This is a genomic window from Vreelandella azerica (assembly GCF_013112225.1).
GTDB lineage: Bacteria > Pseudomonadota > Gammaproteobacteria > Pseudomonadales > Halomonadaceae > Vreelandella > Vreelandella azerica.
On the sequence record NZ_JABFHI010000004.1, the window covers coordinates 65,723 to 84,079 of the forward strand.

Below are 18,357 nucleotides of genomic sequence, written 5' to 3' on the forward strand. Positions count from 1 at the left end.
TGGCTTATAATGATGCCAAGGAGCGATGAAAACCCATTTTAAAGGCCATTGATGAAACCTGAGCTGCTCGCAGGCACCATTGTTGCACTACCCGCTTACAACACTAATCCTCTAATTTTTAGGCAAAAAAAAGCTGCTCAGGGAGCAGCTTAAGCAAGGGATCGAAAACATGAAACCAATTAAGGTTACTCGTCAACACTGCTAGCAACTATCGTCGCCGTGTTGGCTTGCTATACATAAGACACTGTGCTGCAGGAAAGTTCGCTCTTAATGCAATTTTCTCCTTTGCCGCCACAAGGGTATACTGAAGTATCAGATAGGATTCATGCTTTTCATTCAGGAGCATCCGTATGGCGCTCTACTTACTTGTTTTAGGTGTTTGCGTATTGGTGATTGGCGGGGTGCTGGCCATCCTGCTGACATCTGGTACGCCGCGTTATAGAACCGAGCCTGAAGACCTGTTGAATCTGTTTGATAAAGCACTGGAAAGCGAGATCAATGAGACAGAATGGAATGCCATTATTGGCTACCCCATTCGACATAATGAATATTTGGATGGCGTGCGTCGCCGCGCTGGACGCTTGATGGATCAGCATGGACGACACTGGCAGCTTGCCCAGGGCAAATCACTGCTGGACAAGGAAGGCAAAGCCGAACTCCAGGCTTTACGTGACCACCTCGCGGCTCACACAGCATTACACCGTCCATAATATGCCTGCATGAGGACCTCATCATGCCCAGTAAGATTCGTCAGTTACCGTTAGATGCCGTGACGCACCATCATTCTCACGATTTTCACCAGATCGTGATCACCATGTGTGGTACCGCCGAGTTTGAAATTGAAGGTCTGGGCGGGCTGATCAATCCTTTTTCCGGCTGCATTGTACCTGCCAACCATGAACATTATTACTCGGGAAATGCCAAAAACCGCCAGTTGATTCTGGACCTGCCGGAAGATGCCCCTGCCCTGTCCGGTGAACAGCGCGAACTTGTGGCTCTGTTTGACGCGCCGCGTTTTTTCTCCCTTGATGACCCGTTACGCCACTATCTTGCTTTTGTAGAAAGCGAGATTGCTCATAGCGTCAATGACACTAATACCTTTCAGCATGATCGCTTGGCGAGCACCCTGCTTGGTTCATTAAAGGCGCGCCTGGGGGAAAATGCCCAGACCCACCACGAGCGCTTGAACATGAGCCAGATCAATCGTTATATACAGCACCATCTTGCTGACGAGCTACGCGTTGCCGATCTGGCCAGATTAGCTTGCCTGAGTGAAGCGCATTTTTCTGAGCGTTTTCGTCTGCAAACCGGCCTCTCCCCTGGCAGTACGTGCGGCGGCAACGCCTGAGCGCAGCGCGTCAACTGATCATGCAAAGCCGTCTCCCCTTGGCCGATATTGCCGTGCAAACCGGCTTCGCCAATCAGAGCACCCTCTCCCATGCGTTCAAACGCAGCTTTGGCATGTCGCCTCGCCAGCTGCGCCAGGACGGTCCGGCCCCTGCTGCCACAGTTTCACCCCATCCACGCAGAGCCCTTTCCGGGCACAAAACTCTCTACTAAAGTAGTATATTCAGTGCGTTTGCCTTGAAATGGACATGTTTTGCCATGTTTTAGACACACAGGCAAACGCGTTGCCCTCTACATTCGATTGTTAACTTTGGGCTCCATGCCCTTATGTCCCTTTCGTTCCTGCTCTGACTTCTGGGGGCTTCAATGCTCAACGCTAAGAAACTGCGCGACCCTGCCATTTGGCAAACAGATCTTGATACGCTAATGACCCGTGTAAGCGATCATTATGCTGTTGATGAAGAAAGTTTCGTCAATGAACTGATCAAACTGCTCAATGCAGACCGTGACGACTTTGCTCGCATTGAAGCGAACACAGCAGCACTAGTGCGCGACGTGCGCAAGATGGATACGGCGGTTGATACGATTGATGAGTTACTCCAGCAGTACAGCCTGGATACTCATGAAGGTCTGATGTTGATGTGCCTGGCCGAAGCCATGCTGCGTATTCCTGACAAAGACACCGCCGATGCGCTGATTGAAGACCGTCTTGGCCCGGCCGACTGGCAGGCACATCTGGGTAAGAGTGAATCCTGGATGGTGAACGCGTCGACCTGGGGGCTATTGATGACCGGCCGGGTGCTCAAGCTGGATCACCCCAAAGAAGGTCGCCCTGCGCATTTTATCAACCGCATGGTTAACCGCCTTGGTGAGCCCGTCATTCGGCGTGCCATGGTGGAAGCCATGAAGGTGATGGGTAAGCAGTTTTGTTGGCCGCGATATCGACGAAGCACTCAAGCGTTCCAGGCCGCTGTTCAATAAGGGCTACACCTATTCATACGATATGCTTGGCGAAGCGGCGCGTACCCGTGACGATGCCAAACGCTATTTTGACGACTACGCCCACGCCATTGGGCAGGTAGGTAAAACCTGTAAGACACTGGGCGCCAGGACGCCAGCCCCGTCGGTGTCCATCAAGCTGTCTGCCTTGCATCCCCGCTATGAATTTGGCCGTCGCGAACAGGTATTGGCGGAACTGGTCGATACGGTGATCAAACTGGTCACCAAGGCACGCAGCCTGAATGTTGCCGTAACTATTGATGCTGAAGAAGTTGACCGCCTGGAGCTGTCGCTGGAAGTCTTCCGCGCTGTCTATACCAGCGATGCCGTTAAGGGCTGGGGACATTTCGGCCTGGTCGTGCAGGCCTATGCCAAACGTGCCCTGCCAGTCTTGCATTATATTAATCGCCTCGCCGAACAACAGGGTGATGAGATTCCGCTGCGACTGGTGAAGGGCGCCTACTGGGATACTGAAATCAAGGAATCCCAGCAGCTTGGCGTTGAGGGTTATCCGGTGTTCACCCGCAAGGCAGCTACCGATGTCGCCTACCTGGCGTGCGCGCAGTTCTTGCTGTCCAACGACACCAAGGGGCGTATCTTCCCACAGTTTGCCACCCATAATGCGCACACCGTCACCACCATTCTTGAACTCGCCAATGCCGACGATCGCGCCTTTGAGTTCCAGCGCCTGCATGGCATGGGTGAAGCCCTTTATGATGTAGCTCTGACCAGAGCGCCTGAAGGCACTTACTGCCGCATTTACGCCCCTGTCGGCGCCCACAAGGATCTGCTGCCCTATCTGGTGCGGCGTCTGCTGGAAAACGGTGCCAACTCCTCCTTCGTCCATCAGCTGGTTGACCCGGATGTGCCGGTGGAATCGCTGTGCCAGCATCCGGTGGAAACCTTGCGCCAGTATGACTCCCTAGTTAATACGCGCATCCCGCTACCTAAGGATATCTTCGGTAAAAAGCGCCGCAACTCGCGCGGGGTCAATCTTAATATCCGTAGCCACTTCTACCCGCTAATGGAGAAGATGGATACGTTTATGGATAAAACCTATCAGGCCAGACCACTACTGGCGTTTGATGTCGCTGACGACACTGCCAACACCCATAGCGTGACCAGCCCCTATGACCGTCGTAAGGTACTGGGCAGCGTACAGTGGACGACCAGCCAACAGGCTACCAAAGCACTGGATGCCGCCTGGGCAGCCTTTCCCCGCTGGGATGCCACGCCGGTGGCAGAACGCGCGGCCATTCTGGTTCGCCTTGGTGAGCTGATGGAAGCCAACATGGCTGAGCTGATGACCCTGTGTTCACGTGAAGGGGGCAAACTGCTGACCGACGGCGTGGACGAAATCCGCGAAGCCGTCGACTTCTGCTACTACTACGCCATGCGCGCTGAGGAAGGCTTTGGCAAGCCGATTGAACTGCCAGGCCCCACCGGTGAATCCAACCATCTTGTAATGGGGGGCGTGGTGTCTTTGCGGCTATCAGCCCCTGGAACTTCCCGGTGGCCATTTTCTGCGGCCAGGTCGTGGCGGCTGCAGTAGCTGGCAATACCGTGCTGGCCAAACCCGCTGAACAGACGTCTATCGTGGCTCACCGTGTTATTGAGCTGCTCTACGAAGCGGGCATGCCGCGTGATGTTGTCCAACTACTCCCAGGCGATGGCCCCACTGTGGGAAGTGTACTGACCTCAGACCCTCGCGTGACGGGCGTTGTATTTACCGGAGGTACCGATACAGCGCAGATTATCAATCGTGCGCTGGCAGCACGTGAAAATGCCCCCTTGCCTGCCTTGATCGCCGAGACCGGGGGCATGAATGCCATGATTGTCGACTCCACCGCCCTGCCTGAACAGGTGGTCGTTGATGTCATCAATCCGCCTTCCAGAGTGCTGGTCAGCGCTGCTCGGCATTGCGGGTACTTTATGTCCAGGACGATGTGGCTGATCGAGTGACCAGCATTCTCAAGGGGGCCATGAACGAGCTGCATGTCGGCGATCCGCGCCAACTGGGTACAGATGTTGGCCCGGTCATCGATGAAGATGCCCGCAAGGGCCTTCAAGCACATATTGATGCGCTCAAGAGTGAAGGTCGCCTGGTGGCCGAAACGCCTTTGGCTGCTGAGCACACTGAGAATGGCACCTATATTGCCCCGGTTGCCTTTAATATTGACAGCATTGACAGCCTGACCCGGGAGCAGTTTGGCCCTATCCTGCATATTGTGCGCTACAAGGCCAGCCAGCTTGATAAGGTCATTGATGAAATCAATGCCCGAGGCTATGGATTGACGTTCGGGGTTCACAGCCGCAATGAATCCTTTGCGGCTGATATTGCCCGCCGGATGCGCGTTGGTAACGTCTATATCAACCGCAATATCATAGGTGCCGTTGTCGGGGTTCAGCCTTTCGGCGGCCAGGGGCTTTCTGGCACAGGCCCCAAGGCAGGTGGCCCGCACTACCTTTACCGCTTTGCGACGGAAAAAACTATTACCAATAATACGGCGGCCCTCGGGGGCAACGCCTCACTGCTGGCGCTTGACGACGAATAAGCCTCATCCCGTTCACAGGCCTTGCTTGCATATATGTTCTATCAAGCCACCCGCCAGGGTGGCTTTTTAATGTTATTAAAAGCCAACCAAGAATTGCGCTGGATCAATAACACGGCTTTAAAGAGCCGTTACACTGCTAATCATGCACACAGCGGTTATTCCATGATGACCGATAGATACACACTAGGAGTTAGATCCCATGCGCAAATTTACTCTGCCGACTCTTCTTGCTGCTGGCCTTGCTGCCGTTGCCGTCACTGCCAGCACGCAGGCTATGGCTTATGGCCAGGGTGATTTCTTCACGCGTTTCGGTGCCGCCAACGTCGACCCTAAAAACGACAACGGCACACTTGCAGACGGTGCTTTTAATGTTGACGTCGATGACGAAACCCAGTTTGCATTTACCATGGGTTACCGCTTCCATGACAAACTCGGCGTTGAGCTTTTGGCCGCACTGCCCTTTGAGCATGATATTGCACTGAATGGCGGCAATATTGCATCGACCAAACACTTGCCACCAACCCTGACGCTTCAGTACTACCCGCTTGGCGGCACTGAATCACGCGTACAGCCCTATGTAGGCGCAGGTATCAACTACACCACCTTTGATGATGAGTCGTTAGAAATTGCATCCCTTGAACTAGATGATTCCTGGGGCGCGGCCGGCCAGGTTGGCATTGATCTGCTGATTGATGATAACTGGGCACTTAACGCAGCGGCCTGGTATATCGATATTGATACCGATGCCAAAGTTGCTGGCAATGACGCAGGCACCGTTAACATCGACCCGTTGGTGGTCATGGGTGGCCTGAGCTACCGTTTCTAAGCTACATCCATAGAAAAGCCCGCCATGGCTATGCCACGGCGGGCTTTTTCGTTTAATGCCTGTGCCTTCAGTTCTGGGTCACCAGATAATCCACTCGTTCAACCGCTTTGACAACGCGCTGCTGATCAGATGAGCCAAGTTTTTCCTGCTGCAGATAAACCGCCACCGCCGGGGCCACCTCACATTTTGCAGGCATGGCCTCACCGGCATCAGCCAGTGCCTGCAAGCGCTGAATAAAGACAAAGCGCAGCCACTGCGGCAATGACATTGTATCGACGCAAAAAGGCTGTTGACTCAGCATTGCCTCTTGATCTGGAGTTTCAACCTGCCACAGATGTGATGCTCTTAGCGTCTCTTCTAACTCGTCAAGGGCCTGTGAAAGCTGTTGATGAACCGTCATTGCCTTACCTCTGATTGTCACTACGGTGATACCTAATGATTATTATCCCAGGATGGTACTTTCTGTACCACCACACAGCGCTAAATCGGGGCGCTGCGCTAGGTATCCAGGCAATGCACAGAAAACCTGCAAGAGACTGTGGATAACCTATGGAAAGATGGCGAAAAGCCTTTCAACACGGGCGGCTACAGCGAGTGTTTAATTTTTGACCACACCGATCCGCATCACTTTTTATACTTTTCAATCCGCTAGCTGACACGCAGCGTATGGCGCGGTAAAGTGCTCGCCTGAAATACGGAAGGATGCTATGCAACCGATTACAACACTCACTGGTTTTTTTGAACGCAGCGGCGCAGATATTCTGCTGTTCCATATGGGACGTAGAGTGACGGCCTGCCCACGAGATACTCTGGCCGCCCTGGAAAGCCTGGAAGCGCCCTGGCCAGAACCCTGGCAAGCTCAGGCACGGCTGGGTATCGTCTTTCAGCTGGGCAACATGCCAGAACCCGCCATCTGGTTTCTGGCACTGCCGCTTGATGAGCAGGGCTATCTGTCGCCAGGCCAGCGTGATGCCTTTTTGCAGCGTCTGCTGGAAACTCTGGGGCGCAATGCCCAAAACCTCGGTAGCGGCAAGGGTGAAGAAATTGAACATTTAATGCAAGACAACCCGCTGGCCTTCACACCTTCGACGCATTTTCAGGCGATGCTGAATGCTCAAGCAACACAACAACTGGTGCTAGCTGCCAGCCAGCACCTTGAGCTTGTGGAAGCCTATTTCAGCCAGCAGATGACCATTGACTGGCAGGCGCTTGGGCTGCAGGGAATTGCCGATTTTACAGTACGCATGGATGCCAGCCAGGTTCAGCAGCTGATTGACGCCCTGCCAGATATGCCGGCTGAACTGCTGCATGCGCTTGCCTACTGTCTTGAGCATCTTATCCTTAGTGAGGGCCTTGTCAGCGCCTTGATTGAGCGCGGGGAGCAGTCATCCCAGACGGGGGATATCGAGTCACTGTGCGCCTGTATTCGCGCCGTGGGCAGCACCTCCAGCGTGCTAGCAGCCCAGTGGTATTCCGGGCTGCTGGAGGATACAGCTGCCAGCGGGCCTGATACACTGGCCGCCATTGCAGGGCGCGGGTGGATACACCTGGAAGACGGTCAAAGGTTACCGCTATTTCTTGAGCGCCTGGCCGAAGACCCTCGCACGGACTTCGGCGCTGTGATTCGTGATCTAGCGTTGATTCCCCGTTTGCGCTTGCCCGTCATAATGTTCCTTAAAGAGGCTCCCAATGGGTCAACCTTACAACAACGTTTGGCTGCATTAGCGCCGCACGCCGCCAGTGCGCAAGACTGAGGAGGAAAGATGAAGGAATTACCTTACCAGGCAAAAGCGGTGATTGGCCGACGCGAAATGGTCGTACTGCCTGAATTTGATCTGCACCTCTGCTGTAAGGCAGATACCGGCGCGCGTACCTCAGCGTTGCATGCCGAGCAACTCGAAACATCAGAAGACGAGCATGGCCAACTGTGGATAAGCTTTATTACTCACAGCGGAGGGCCTGATTCACCCCCTCACCGAATCCAGGCACACCTCCACGACCGTCGCCGTGTGACCAGTTCCAACGGGCACAGCGAATGGCGTTACGTGGTACGTACACCAATCCAGCTGGGCGATCTTAATTTCCCAGTTGAGCTTACCCTAACCGACCGCAGCAATATGCGTCATCCGATGCTGTTGGGTCGCCGGGCCATGCGCCGCTTACTAATCGCCCCTGGCGCTGAATTTCTCCACGGCGAACCCTGAACGCTAACGAATCACCCCTAATTGACCCGGAAGGGAGCACTCAATGCATATTGCCTTGTTGTCGCGTAATCGTAATTTATATTCAACCCGCCGCCTTGTTGAAGCGGCTGAGGCGAGAGGCCACTCGGCCCGCGTTGTTGATACCTTGCGCTGTTATATGAGCATCGCCTCTCACCACCCTTCCATCCATTACAAGGGTGCTGAAATCGAATCCTTTGATGCGGTCATCCCGCGTATAGGCTCGTCGGTTACTTTTTATGGCTGCGCGGTGCTGCGTCAGTTTGAAATGATGAATACCTATGTGCTTAATGATTCAGTAGCCATTACCCGTTCACGCGACAAACTGCGCTCATTGCAGCTGCTTTCCCGTAAGGGGCTGGGGCTGCCCATCACCGGGTTTGCCCATTCACCGGATGACATCCCTGACTTGATTACCATGGTCAAGGGCGCGCCCTTGGTCATCAAGCTGCTTGAGGGCACCCAGGGTATCGGGGTGGTGCTGGCTGAAACTAATCAGGCGGCTGAATCAGTGATTCAAGCGTTCATGGGTATGAAAGCTAACATCATGGTGCAGGAATATATCAAGGAAGCCAAAGGCGCTGATATTCGCTGTCTGGTGATTGGTGACAAAGTAGTTGCCTCGATGAAGCGCCAGGCGGCTGAAGGCGAGTTTCGCTCCAACCTGCATCGCGGCGGCAGTGCCAGCGTTATTCGTATTACACCGGAAGAGCGTTCAACAGCCATTCGTGCGGCCAAGGCCATGGGCTTGCGCGTCGCCGGGGTTGACCTACTGCGTTCCAACCACGGGCCGGTGATTATGGAGGTTAATTCCTCTCCAGGGCTGCAGGGAATTGAGACCGCAACGGGCAAGGATATAGCGGGATTGATTATTGAACATATCGAGAAAAATGCGGTGACGCCGCGTAAAGCACCACCCAAACCAAAAGGCTAAGGTCTGAAATTAAAATTAATCCAATGCAGGGGTGGCAAAACGCGGCTACCGCGGCGACAATCTGCGTCACCGAAGGAGGTAGACGCTCATGTTTCTTGATAATCGCCAAGTGGCGATGGACAGCGTTCTCGAAGCGCTGGCAGATAGCATTGATTACTTTCAGGACAATATAGAACGCCTGCGTCCATCGCTGCGTGACACCCTGAAGCCTTATTACGAACAGCGGCTGCAGCAGATGGGGCAGCTGCAGCAATTAGCACGTACCCACCTGAAAATGCTGCCCCGTGACGCCGATGTGGAACGCGATGATTTTCTGTGGCTATGGAGCCGGCTGAAAAGCTTTGTTGGCAATGATAGCCAGGTGTTGATCAATGAGCTCCTTGAACAGGAGCGTGTTTTGATGCAGGCACTTTCTACCCTTTTCACCCACCCGCTTCCCGACCCTGTGGAGCCGGTGGTTGAAGAATGCATGAAAGGCTGCCGCCAGCTGATTCGCGAGCTCTATCAGCTGCAGAAGCGTAAGCCGCAGCGCAGCGGGTCTCTTTAGAGCCTGCCTGTCTTTAAAGTGAGTTTTCACGGGTTGTCATCAAGCTCAACGCCAGCGCTTTCGCTGGCGGTTGACACTTCTTCAAGATTGACCGGAAATTCGATTGGCTCAACTGGGCCAAGAAAATAAGCCTGGCGCTTCCATATATACAGATCCCCCAATGTGGCGACCCGCGCCAACCACTCCCTGATGCGTAGTCGCCATTCACCATCAACGCTATGGTTGCTGGCAACACAACCCGACACCTGCATCCCCAAAGCCTGACCAATATATAAGGCCCTAGGCAGATGCCAGCGTTGAGTCACCAGTACCGCCTTATCAAGCTCAAAGACCTGCTGAGCACGCACCAGAGTATCAAAGGTGCTAAAACCCGCGTAATCCAACGTCAGCTGCTCAGGCTGCACCCCAAAACTGGTCAGCGCACGCCACATGGCGCGTGGCTCGTTGTAGGATCGCGTACGGTTGTCTCCGGATAGCAAGAGGTGTTCCACACGCTCGGTATGCACCAAGCCAGCAGCAGTGCTCATACGTGAGTAGAAGTGCGGGTTTTGCGAGCCACCACGCGTCCAATGGGAAGTACCAAACACAATGCCGACCCGTTGCGGGCCACATTGAGCGATTGACGATTCAATCACCGGGTAAGTACGTGCCAGTATCCATAGATTGCTGCCCATAAAAAAAAGCAGCACCAGCAAAAGTGCCGCTCCCAACGTCATTAACCACCACTTGAATCCTGCGACGATTTTCAGACACATCAGCTGATAGCCAATAATGGCAAAGTGATACTTTTGATCCCTTGATGGTTAAAACATGCCCAGCTCAAGTTTGGCCTCTTCACTCATCATGTCTCGACTCCACGGAGGACTAAAGACAATTTCCGTGTGAACATTACTGATTTGTGGCGCACCCAGAATCTTGTTGCGCGCATCTGCGGCAATCACATCCCCCATACCGCACCCTGGTGCTGTCAATGTCATACGGATAGTGACCAGACGCTCACCGCTGATCAGACGTTCAATGCGGCAGCCATAAACCAGCCCCAGATCAACAATATTGACAGGAATTTCAGGATCATAACAGGTGCGCAGCTGCTCCCAGACAAATTCTTCAATTTCATCATCACTGGCGTCTGTGTGAAGCGTCGGACGGGGCAGCGCTGCCAGCCCAAGAGCGTCAAGGTTGCTGCCTTCAATCAAGTAAAGGCGACCCTCGTAGCCAACACTGACCGAACTGCCTTTCGCCTGCATGATGCTGACAACACTGTCTTCAGGCAGGGTATCACTCTTGCCAAAAGGAATGGCAATGGCTTCAACATCCCGCTGTAAAGGGATTGTCTGGCCTCTTTCTAACCGAGCTATCTGTTCGATGTCCATAACGCTCCTTGATGGTGCCTAGCGCACCATATCAATGACACGCTTGAGCGACGTAACGAAAATATCAATTTCATCACGGGTATTATACGCCGCAAACGGGCTCGGCATGTTGCGTCTACACCAAAATGATGCAGAAGTGGTTGAGCACAGTGATGTCCAGTGCGAATCGCGACACCTAACTGATCAATCAGCAGGCCAATATCCTGAGCATGAGCACCATCAACCACAAAGGAAAGCACACCCGCTTTATGCTCTGCGGTTCCCAGAATACGCAGACCATCAATTGTCTCTAGCTGTTGAGTGGAATACACAAGCAACTGCTGCTCCCACTCGCCAATCGCATCCAGCCCAACGCTCTCAGTCCAGTCAAGCGCCTTACCCAGGGCAATCACTTCAGCAATCGCAGGTGTGCCAGCCTCGAACTTGTGCGGAAGGGCTGCAAAGGTGGTTCCCTGCTCAAACGAAACCGTATCAATCATCTCACCGCCGCCCTGCCACGGGGGCATGGCTTCCAGCAGTGACTGCTTGCCATACAGCACACCAACACCGGTCGGGCCATAGACCTTATGCCCTGAAAAGGTATAGAAATCAGCGCCGATAGCCTGCACATCCACGCGCTGATGCGGGGTTGCCTGGGCGCCGTCCACCATGATCAGAGCACCTGCCTGATGTGCCTGAGCGGCCATTTCCTTGACCGGGTTGATAGTACCAAGCGCATTGGAAACATGATTGACGCACACCAGCTTGGTACGCTCATTAAGTAGCTCACGGTAAGCGTCCATATCTAGTGAGCCGTCCGTATGAACCGGAATCACCTTGATGGTAAAACCCAACTGCTGAGCCAGCAACTGCCAGGGCACAATATTGGCATGGTGCTCAAGCATGGAGATAAGCACTTCATCCCCTGCTGCCAACTGGGTCCGCCCCCAGCTATTAGCCACCAGGTTAATAGCTTCGGTCGCCCCCGGGTAAAGATCACCTGACGTGATGCCGGCGCATTGATGAAGGCTCTGACCTTTTCACGGGCGCCTTCAAATGCTTCCGTGGCTTCATCGGCCAAGGTGTGCAGACCACGATGGATATTGGCGTTGTAACGTCCATAATAATCAGCAAAGACGTTAATCACCTCAATCGGTGTCTGGCTGGTCGCCGCGTTATCAAAATAGACCAGCGGCTTTCCATGTACCTCACGATTCAGAATCGGGAAATCTTCACGAAGCTTGGCAACATTGAAAGGTGCCTGATGTGTCGGTTGTGGCGTGACAACAGCGGTATGAGACATTGCAAACTCCTAAGGCACCAATGAAATAAACGGGTATATACACGGTGATAGCACCGCGAGTTAGGCGCTATCACGAGTAATTAAAGGCTAACCCGAGCACTTGAACTTGACGCCTTAATCCTGTTCGTTCAACGCAGAAGCGGCTTCTACCAGCCCAGTCAGGTTAAAGCGTTCCGGCAGCTTGCCAGCGACTGCCAGCTCCACCCGCTCAGATATCACGTCAAGTTTCACTTCTTCCAATACTTCGCCTGCAAACGCCAAGGTCAGCAAGGCACGCGCCGTAGCTTCGTCAATTCCTCGGGTACGCAGAGCGAATACGGCTTCTTCATCCAGCTGACCGGTGGTCGTGCCGTGCGAACATTTAACGTCATCGGCATAGATTTCAAGTTCGGGCTTGGCATCAATCCGGGCACGGTCAGAGAGCAGCAGGTTCTGGTTGCTTTGATAGCCCTCAATCTTCTGGCTATCACGCTTTACATATACCTTGCCGTTGAATACACCATGGGCGCGGTCGTCCAGAATGCCCTTGTAGTTCTCATTGGAGAACGTCAACGGCGCATTGTGGTTAACTTTGGTATGGTTATCAACGTGCTGGCGATCCTGGCCAAAGAACAGGCCGAGGAAGTTGGTCTCCGCCCCTGACCATTGAGATCACTGATCAGGTCGTTACGTACCAGTGCACCGCCCAGATTCAGGCTGTATGAAGTATAACGGCTGTCGCGGTTCTGTTCGACGTGCATACTGGCAACGTGGTAGTCACCAAGCGGTGCTTCCTGCAGTTTGTAGTGCTGAAGGATGGCACCCCGGTCAAGCATGAACTCGCCCACAACGTTAGTGAAATTCTGCGCATCCTTTTCACCGATATAATGCTCGATCACGGTCGCTTCACTGCGTCCCGCTGCTTCTACCAGCACCCGTGGATGGCACATGGTCGGCTGGGCATTGGCACGCGACAGAAATTGCACAATGATCGGCTTTTCAACCACACAGCCAGCAGCAATGCGAATCACCGCGCCTTCTTCCATAAAGGCAGTATTCAGCGCTGCAAAGGGGGAAAACTCAACCCCTGTCAGGCGTCCCAGTGGGCCGCCCACCGCTTCGTGGTTAGCTTCCAGGGCTCTGGAAAGCGGCAGCACCTGCAAACCCTCGGGCAGGTTCTCAAGGTCTGACAGGGACGCAGAAAAAACCCCGTCTACAAACGTCAGACGATAGGCTTCAAGGGGAAGCGTCAGGGTAGCGGCGGTTGCCTGGGAAAACTCTGCGCTATCAGCCAGTGCAAAGTTACCTTGAGCAATACTACGCACATCGGTGTACTTCCACTCTTCGTCACGACGAGTGGGAAACCCCATGGCTTCAAAACGGGCGGCGCCCGCTTGACGGCGTGCCGCTATCCAGGTGGGCTCTGGCCCCATAGATTGGCGATGCTGGTTCAGCGTTTCCAGAAAAGTGTGCGTGTCGCTCATGCTGCAGACCCCTCCTCGATACCTTCGTAGCCATTCGCTTCCAACTCTTTGGCAAGCTCGGCATCGCCTGTTTTGACAATCCGGCCATCCACTAGAACGTGCACCTTATCCGGAGTGATGTAATCAAGCAGACGCTGATAGTGCGTCACAATCAGGATGGCGCGCTCTTCAGCACGCAGGCTGTTGACACCATCTGCCACTACCTTCATGGCGTCGATATCCAAGCCAGAATCGATTTCATCCAACATGGCGAGCTTGGGCTGCAGTACCAGCATCTGCAGAATTTCATTACGTTTCTTTTCACCACCAGAGAAGCCTTCGTTGACGGCACGCTGGAGGAAGCTCGGATCCATCTTCATGTAATCCAGCTTTTCCCTGACCAGCTTCAGAAACTCCGGTGCCGACATTTCTTCTTCACCACGAGCGACACGCTGTGCGTTGAGAGCTGACTTCAACAGATAGATATTCTTGACTCCCGGAATTTCAACCGGATACTGGAAACCCAGTAGAAGACCCGCCTGGGCGCGCTCTTCAATTTCCATTTCCAGTACGTCCTTGCCCTCAAAGGTGATTGACCCTTGAGTCACTTCATAGCCATCTTTACCAGCAATAACGGCAGATAAGGTAGACTTGCCTGCGCCATTGGGGCCCATAATGGCGTGGACTTCACCTTTCTTGATGGTCAGGGTCAGGCCTTTGAGGATTTCGTTGCCTTCTACAGTGACGTGCAAATCTTTGACTTCAAGCATGATAAAACCTTTTCAGAATAAATGATGATGGCGCTCTTAGATCGTCGCGCTTAAAAAAGTAACGTTAAAAAAACGGCTGCAACCGAATTAGCCGACCGCGCCTTCAAGCGTTACACCCAGCAGCGCTTCGGCTTCTACGGCGAACTCCATTGGCAATTCCTGGAACACGTCCTTACAGAAACCATTGACAATCATGCTGACCGCATCCTCTTCAGAAATACCGCGGCTCTGGCAGTAAAAGAGCTGGTCTTCACCAATCTTGGAAGTAGTCGCCTCATGCTCGATAGTCGCCGTGCTGTTGTTAATTTCCTGATACGGGAAGGTATGTGCACCACAGGTATCACCAATCAGCAGTGAGTCACACTGGGTAAAGTTGCGCGCGCCCTTGGCTCTCGGGCCAATTTTTACCAGGCCACGGTAAGATTGGTCACTCCGACCGGCAGAGATACCCTTGGCCACAATGTAAGAGCGAGAGCCTTCACCGATATGTACCATCTTGGTGCCAGTGTCTGCCTGCTGGCGACCATTGGTGACGGCAACAGAATAAAACTCACCTACGCTGTCCTTGCCGCGCAGCATGCAGGAAGGATACTTCCAGGTAATCGCTGAGCCGGTCTCTACCTGAGTCCAGCTGATGCGCGAACGGTCACCTCGGCAATCACCGCGTTTGGTGACAAAGTTGTAGATGCCACCCACACCGTTTTCATCACCCGGATACCAGTTCTGGACGGTGGAATACTTGATATAGGCATCATCAAGAGCTACCAACTCGACCACTGCGGCGTGCAGTTGGTTTTCGTCGCGCATCGGAGCGGTGCAACCTTCGAGGTAGGAGACTTCTGCTTGGTCTTCGCAGATGATCAAAGTACGCTCGAACTGGCCGGTGTTGGCCTCGTTAATGCGGAAATAAGTCGATAGCTCCATCGGGCACTTGACGCCCTTGGGAACGAACACAAAGGAACCATCGGTGAAGACAGCCGAGTTGAGTGCCGCAAAGTAGTTATCGTTCTTGGGAACAACGGTACCCAGATATTGCTTGATCAGTTCCGGGTAGTCGTGAATCGCCTCTGAAATCGAACAGAAAATGACACCCGCTTCAAGCAGCGTTTCCTTGAAGGTAGTGGTCACTGACACTGAGTCAAAAACGGCATCTACCGCGACACCGGCAAGAGCGGCACGCTCGTGCAGCGGAATGCCAAGCTTCTCGTAGGTTTCGAGCAACTTGGGATCGACCTCGTCCATGCTCTGCAGCATGTCTTCAGGGCGCTTAGGTGCACTGAAGTAAGAGATAGCCTGATAGTCAATCGGCGGATAGTCCAAGTGCGCCCAGGAAGGCTCTTTCATTTTCAGCCACTGCCGATAGGCGTCCAGACGCCATTCCAGCATCCACTCAGGCTCACCTTTCTTATTAGAAATAAAGGCAATGGTATCTTCATTTAAACCAGGTGGTAGCGTGTCGCTTTCAATGTCGGTTACAAAACCTTCTTTGTATTCGCGAGTTACCAACTGTTCCATTTCTTCAGTTGCCATGGTGTTACCCTCCGGGGCAGTTGGATGGCGAGATCAGCTCGCCGTCATCATTTGGGATACATCTCGCGTCAAGCTGAAACCGCCTCAACGCTGATACTTTGAATAGGCAGCTGCACAGGCAGCTTGATAGGTGTCGTGGCGGCCAGATGGGCCAGCGTTACGCTTTCCAATAGAGTGCGAATCGCCATGGAAACACGCTGCCAGTTATCAGAGACTCCACAAGTACTGGCCAGCTCGCACTCGCCTTCTGCCTGACTGCAGGTGGTCACCGCAACCGGCCCTTCCATGGCCGTGATAATATCAGCGGCGGTAATTGAAGACGCTGAGCGGGCCAGCTGGTAGCCACCCTGTGCTCCACGCTGTGAAACAAGCAAATCTGCCTTGACCAGCATCTTCAGCGTTTTGCTGACCGTTGGATGAGGCAGCTGAACTGCTTCTGCAAGTTCTGCCGCCGCATGCGGCTTGTTTGGATGCCTGGCAATCTGTGCCATCACCACCGCTGCATAGTCAGTTAGCCGTGAAAGCTTGAGCATCTTGTCTCCTTGCTACCTGCAATCAGTAGGCGGGGTGCCTAGGAAAGACTTGCAGACTGCTTGGCGGTTTAATTGGGTACCATTTTAGTCCTGTATAAAAAATTTGTGAAGACCCTGACTAAATTACTCAACAATTATCTTGCACTTTACATGCAATTTCGACGCATTTACCATCACAAAAAGTAATCATTATCATTTAATTGAACTATACTCTCCTCTCCATCGGATGAGATAATGTGCCTAACGCCCTTGATTAATCACCACATACAATGAAAACCCGCTAACATCAGAAGACGTAGCGGGCAGTCGGACAAAGTGCTGATATAACCAACTAATAGTTTCTGTATATCAGCTGCTTTACGAGGTTTTATATGTTTAACCTATATAAAAGTGACTTGATAGCCTATGAACGGCCTGACATTACTGATTAGCTGCGTTTATAGGTGCCAATCAAACGATTCATACCTAATAGATTCGGTTCAAGAGCCTCCAGTAATTCAGGCAGCGTTAACCCTTCAGGCAATGATGTCTGACAATCCAGGGCGAGTACCCAGAAATAATAATGGTGCTTACCGTGACCTTCCGGTGGCATGGGGCCACCATAGCCCAGTTTGCCAAAGTCATTTTTCCCCACAGTGCCCTGCTGAGTATTTTCTTCCAACGCTGTGACTGTTGATGGCAGGTTATACAACACCCAGTGTACAAATCCATATTGGCCATGCTGGACAAGTGGTGCGTCAGGATCATGGCAGATCACCGCATAACCCTCTGTGCCTTCAGGCGCCCCTTGCCATTCAAGCTGGGGAGAAACATCATCACCCTCCCCAGAATGTTTTGAGGGTATGTCTCTATGATGATCAAACGCAGAACTACTGAGCTGCAAATCCGAAAGCGCAAATGCCATACTGATCTCCTGAACACGCTAATTTTGGGTGGTAGATGATCTATAAAGCTTACCGCAGCAACAACGACTTACAAAAAAGTCTACAAAAATGAAATAGCCATTGCTGTGCCCATAGACTTGTAGAAACCGATTGCAATGTCAACGGGTAACATTTGTTCAACCGACGGAGTGCTTAAGGTGAAAACATTACTAGCGGTTGTTCATGCTCCCTCAGCCAATACTCAGCGCTTATCAGGCGCTTTAGAGACAGGTGCCCATCACCCAGACATCGAAGGTATTAATTGTGTGTGCAAATCTCCTCACGAGACAGTCCCGGAGGATATCCTGAATGCCGACGGCATCATCATCGGCACCACAGAGAACCTGGGTTACATGGCAGGCATGACCAAGGATCTATTTGATCGATGTTACTACGCAGTGCTTGAACAAAAGCAGGGCTTACCCTGTGCGCTATATGTACGTGCTGGACACGATGGAACGGGCACTCAGCGTGGGATTGAGTCCATCATTACCGGACTGCGCTGGCGCTGGGTACAGCCTCCGCTGATTTTGCGTGGCCAGTGGGATAACGCCTTCTGTGATCAAGTTGAGGAACTGGGTACCTATATGGCGGCTGGATTGGAAAATGGACTATTTTAGTGAATCGTGAATCGTGAATCGTGAATCGTGAATCGTGAACAGAAAAGCAAAGCCCTCTGCCGGAGGGAAAGGTTTTTTTAACACGCGCACAGCAAAACGCCCCATGAACAGCGTGCATGGGGCGTTTCTTAATAAGTGCCTGACGAGGACTGCGCCGGGCTGCCGAGCCTCTCCATGGAGAGACCCCTATTTTCCTTTCGCTATTCGCTACACAAACAAAAAACCCAGCCGATTGGCTGGGTTTTTGCGGTATAAGTGCCTGACGATGACCTACTCTCGCATGGGGAGACCCCACACTACCATCGGCGCTAAGCGGTTTCACTGCTGAGTTCGGCAAGGGATCAGGTGGTTCCCACTCGCTATAGTCGTCAGGCGTAACAGGTAATACATCAAGCTGATGCGCAGGCAGTTAATTGATAGCCTGCGCTGTACGTGTTTGTAAACTGTCCGCGCT

14 protein-coding genes, 1 rRNA gene and 4 pseudogenes are annotated in these 18,357 nt (G+C 52.9%); 9 read left to right on the plus strand and 10 right to left on the minus strand.

The window, feature by feature from the left end; translation table 11 throughout:
* Nucleotides 1–350: 350 nt before the first annotated feature.
* The 4 genes and pseudogenes from HLB35_RS10405 to HLB35_RS10420 all read left to right on the plus strand — a co-directional run bounded on the left by HLB35_RS10405 (nucleotide 351) and on the right by HLB35_RS10420 (nucleotide 5,727).
* On the plus strand, nucleotides 351–710 hold the full coding sequence (locus tag HLB35_RS10405; RefSeq protein WP_171702533.1) for a hypothetical protein: 360 nt from the start codon (nucleotides 351–353) through the stop codon (nucleotides 708–710).
* A 23-nt stretch (nucleotides 711–733) separates the two neighbouring features.
* Nucleotides 734–1,560 (plus strand): annotated as a pseudogene (locus HLB35_RS10410) (AraC family transcriptional regulator).
* Between the two features lie 153 nt (nucleotides 1,561–1,713).
* Nucleotides 1,714–4,901: pseudogene (gene putA, locus HLB35_RS10415) on the plus strand (bifunctional proline dehydrogenase/L-glutamate gamma-semialdehyde dehydrogenase PutA).
* A gap of 199 nt (nucleotides 4,902–5,100) precedes the next feature.
* Complete coding sequence (locus HLB35_RS10420) at nucleotides 5,101–5,727, plus strand: OmpW/AlkL family protein (RefSeq protein WP_171702534.1); 627 nt, start codon at nucleotides 5,101–5,103, stop codon at nucleotides 5,725–5,727.
* Between the two features lie 67 nt (nucleotides 5,728–5,794).
* On the opposite strand, the gene HLB35_RS10425 is transcribed toward HLB35_RS10420, so the two are convergent.
* Nucleotides 5,795–6,127 (minus strand): YqcC family protein, encoded by a 333-nt coding sequence (locus HLB35_RS10425; RefSeq protein ID WP_171702535.1) that lies wholly within the window; start codon nucleotides 6,125–6,127, stop codon nucleotides 5,795–5,797.
* A 307-nt stretch (nucleotides 6,128–6,434) separates the two neighbouring features.
* Between HLB35_RS10425 and HLB35_RS10430 the strand changes: the two genes are divergently transcribed.
* The 4 genes from HLB35_RS10430 to HLB35_RS10445 all read left to right on the plus strand — a co-directional run bounded on the left by HLB35_RS10430 (nucleotide 6,435) and on the right by HLB35_RS10445 (nucleotide 9,430).
* Nucleotides 6,435–7,481 carry a DUF3549 family protein gene (locus HLB35_RS10430; protein WP_171702536.1) on the plus strand — a complete coding sequence of 349 codons (1,047 nt, stop codon included), beginning with the start codon at nucleotides 6,435–6,437 and terminating at the stop codon, nucleotides 7,479–7,481.
* A 9-nt stretch (nucleotides 7,482–7,490) separates the two neighbouring features.
* Entirely contained in the window at nucleotides 7,491–7,931 is a 441-nt protein-coding gene (locus tag HLB35_RS10435; protein ID WP_171702537.1) for an ATP-dependent zinc protease family protein, read from the plus strand.
* Between the two features lie 43 nt (nucleotides 7,932–7,974).
* Nucleotides 7,975–8,883, plus strand: a complete 909-nt coding sequence (gene rimK, locus HLB35_RS10440) for a 30S ribosomal protein S6--L-glutamate ligase (RefSeq protein ID WP_171702538.1) — start codon at nucleotides 7,975–7,977, stop codon at nucleotides 8,881–8,883.
* Nucleotides 8,884–8,971: 88 nt separating this feature from the next.
* Nucleotides 8,972–9,430 carry a hypothetical protein gene (locus HLB35_RS10445; RefSeq protein ID WP_171702539.1) on the plus strand — a complete coding sequence of 153 codons (459 nt, stop codon included), beginning with the start codon at nucleotides 8,972–8,974 and terminating at the stop codon, nucleotides 9,428–9,430.
* 26 nt (nucleotides 9,431–9,456) lie between these two features.
* Here HLB35_RS10445 and HLB35_RS10450 read toward each other — a convergent pair whose 3' ends face one another.
* The 8 genes and pseudogenes from HLB35_RS10450 to HLB35_RS10485 form a co-directional block, all read right to left on the minus strand.
* The gene (locus tag HLB35_RS10450; protein WP_171702540.1) at nucleotides 9,457–10,146 is read right to left on the minus strand and encodes a SanA/YdcF family protein; all 690 of its coding nucleotides are present in this window, start codon (nucleotides 10,144–10,146) and stop codon (nucleotides 9,457–9,459) included.
* Nucleotides 10,147–10,233: 87 nt separating this feature from the next.
* The gene (gene sufT, locus HLB35_RS10455) at nucleotides 10,234–10,803 is read right to left on the minus strand and encodes a putative Fe-S cluster assembly protein SufT (protein WP_171702541.1); all 570 of its coding nucleotides are present in this window, start codon (nucleotides 10,801–10,803) and stop codon (nucleotides 10,234–10,236) included.
* An 18-nt stretch (nucleotides 10,804–10,821) separates the two neighbouring features.
* Nucleotides 10,822–12,085 (minus strand): annotated as a pseudogene (locus tag HLB35_RS10460) (SufS family cysteine desulfurase).
* Between the two features lie 114 nt (nucleotides 12,086–12,199).
* Nucleotides 12,200–13,548, minus strand: a pseudogene (gene sufD / locus HLB35_RS10465) (Fe-S cluster assembly protein SufD).
* On the minus strand, nucleotides 13,545–14,297 hold the full coding sequence (sufC, locus tag HLB35_RS10470; RefSeq protein WP_171702542.1) for a Fe-S cluster assembly ATPase SufC: 753 nt from the start codon (nucleotides 14,295–14,297) through the stop codon (nucleotides 13,545–13,547). The pseudogene sufD and the gene sufC overlap by 4 nt, the downstream one beginning before the upstream one ends.
* A gap of 87 nt (nucleotides 14,298–14,384) precedes the next feature.
* On the minus strand, nucleotides 14,385–15,827 hold the full coding sequence (gene sufB / locus HLB35_RS10475; RefSeq protein ID WP_171702543.1) for a Fe-S cluster assembly protein SufB: 1,443 nt from the start codon (nucleotides 15,825–15,827) through the stop codon (nucleotides 14,385–14,387).
* A 68-nt stretch (nucleotides 15,828–15,895) separates the two neighbouring features.
* Nucleotides 15,896–16,360: an SUF system Fe-S cluster assembly regulator gene (locus HLB35_RS10480; RefSeq protein ID WP_171702544.1), complete on the minus strand. Its 465-nt coding sequence runs from the start codon at nucleotides 16,358–16,360 to the stop codon at nucleotides 15,896–15,898.
* 427 nt (nucleotides 16,361–16,787) lie between these two features.
* Entirely contained in the window at nucleotides 16,788–17,264 is a 477-nt protein-coding gene (locus tag HLB35_RS10485) for a YbhB/YbcL family Raf kinase inhibitor-like protein (RefSeq protein ID WP_171702545.1), read from the minus strand.
* 177 nt (nucleotides 17,265–17,441) lie between these two features.
* Between HLB35_RS10485 and HLB35_RS10490 the strand changes: the two genes are divergently transcribed.
* Complete coding sequence (locus HLB35_RS10490; RefSeq protein WP_171702546.1) at nucleotides 17,442–17,903, plus strand: flavodoxin family protein; 462 nt, start codon at nucleotides 17,442–17,444, stop codon at nucleotides 17,901–17,903.
* Between the two features lie 257 nt (nucleotides 17,904–18,160).
* On the opposite strand, the gene rrf is transcribed toward HLB35_RS10490, so the two are convergent.
* Nucleotides 18,161–18,276: ribosomal RNA gene (rrf, locus tag HLB35_RS10495) — 5S ribosomal RNA — on the minus strand.
* Between the last annotated feature and the right edge of the window lie 81 nt (nucleotides 18,277–18,357).

Bases quoted from the DNA above. Each gene is read 5' to 3' on its own strand.
- HLB35_RS10405 (WP_171702533.1), top strand. From the start codon at position 351: ATGGCGCTCTACTTACTTGTTTTAGGTGTTTGCGTATTGGTGATTGGC.
- HLB35_RS10420 (WP_171702534.1), top strand. From the start codon at position 5,101: ATGCGCAAATTTACTCTGCCGACTCTTCTTGCTGCTGGCCTTGCTGCC.
- HLB35_RS10425 (WP_171702535.1), bottom strand. From the start codon at position 6,127: ATGACGGTTCATCAACAGCTTTCACAGGCCCTTGACGAGTTAGAAGAG.
- HLB35_RS10430 (WP_171702536.1), top strand. From the start codon at position 6,435: ATGCAACCGATTACAACACTCACTGGTTTTTTTGAACGCAGCGGCGCA.
- HLB35_RS10435 (WP_171702537.1), top strand. From the start codon at position 7,491: ATGAAGGAATTACCTTACCAGGCAAAAGCGGTGATTGGCCGACGCGAA.
- rimK (WP_171702538.1), top strand. From the start codon at position 7,975: ATGCATATTGCCTTGTTGTCGCGTAATCGTAATTTATATTCAACCCGC.
- HLB35_RS10445 (WP_171702539.1), top strand. From the start codon at position 8,972: ATGTTTCTTGATAATCGCCAAGTGGCGATGGACAGCGTTCTCGAAGCG.
- HLB35_RS10450 (WP_171702540.1), bottom strand. From the start codon at position 10,146: ATGACGTTGGGAGCGGCACTTTTGCTGGTGCTGCTTTTTTTTATGGGC.
- sufT (WP_171702541.1), bottom strand. From the start codon at position 10,803: ATGGACATCGAACAGATAGCTCGGTTAGAAAGAGGCCAGACAATCCCT.
- sufC (WP_171702542.1), bottom strand. From the start codon at position 14,297: ATGCTTGAAGTCAAAGATTTGCACGTCACTGTAGAAGGCAACGAAATC.
- sufB (WP_171702543.1), bottom strand. From the start codon at position 15,827: ATGGCAACTGAAGAAATGGAACAGTTGGTAACTCGCGAATACAAAGAA.
- HLB35_RS10480 (WP_171702544.1), bottom strand. From the start codon at position 16,360: ATGCTCAAGCTTTCACGGCTAACTGACTATGCAGCGGTGGTGATGGCA.
- HLB35_RS10485 (WP_171702545.1), bottom strand. From the start codon at position 17,264: ATGGCATTTGCGCTTTCGGATTTGCAGCTCAGTAGTTCTGCGTTTGAT.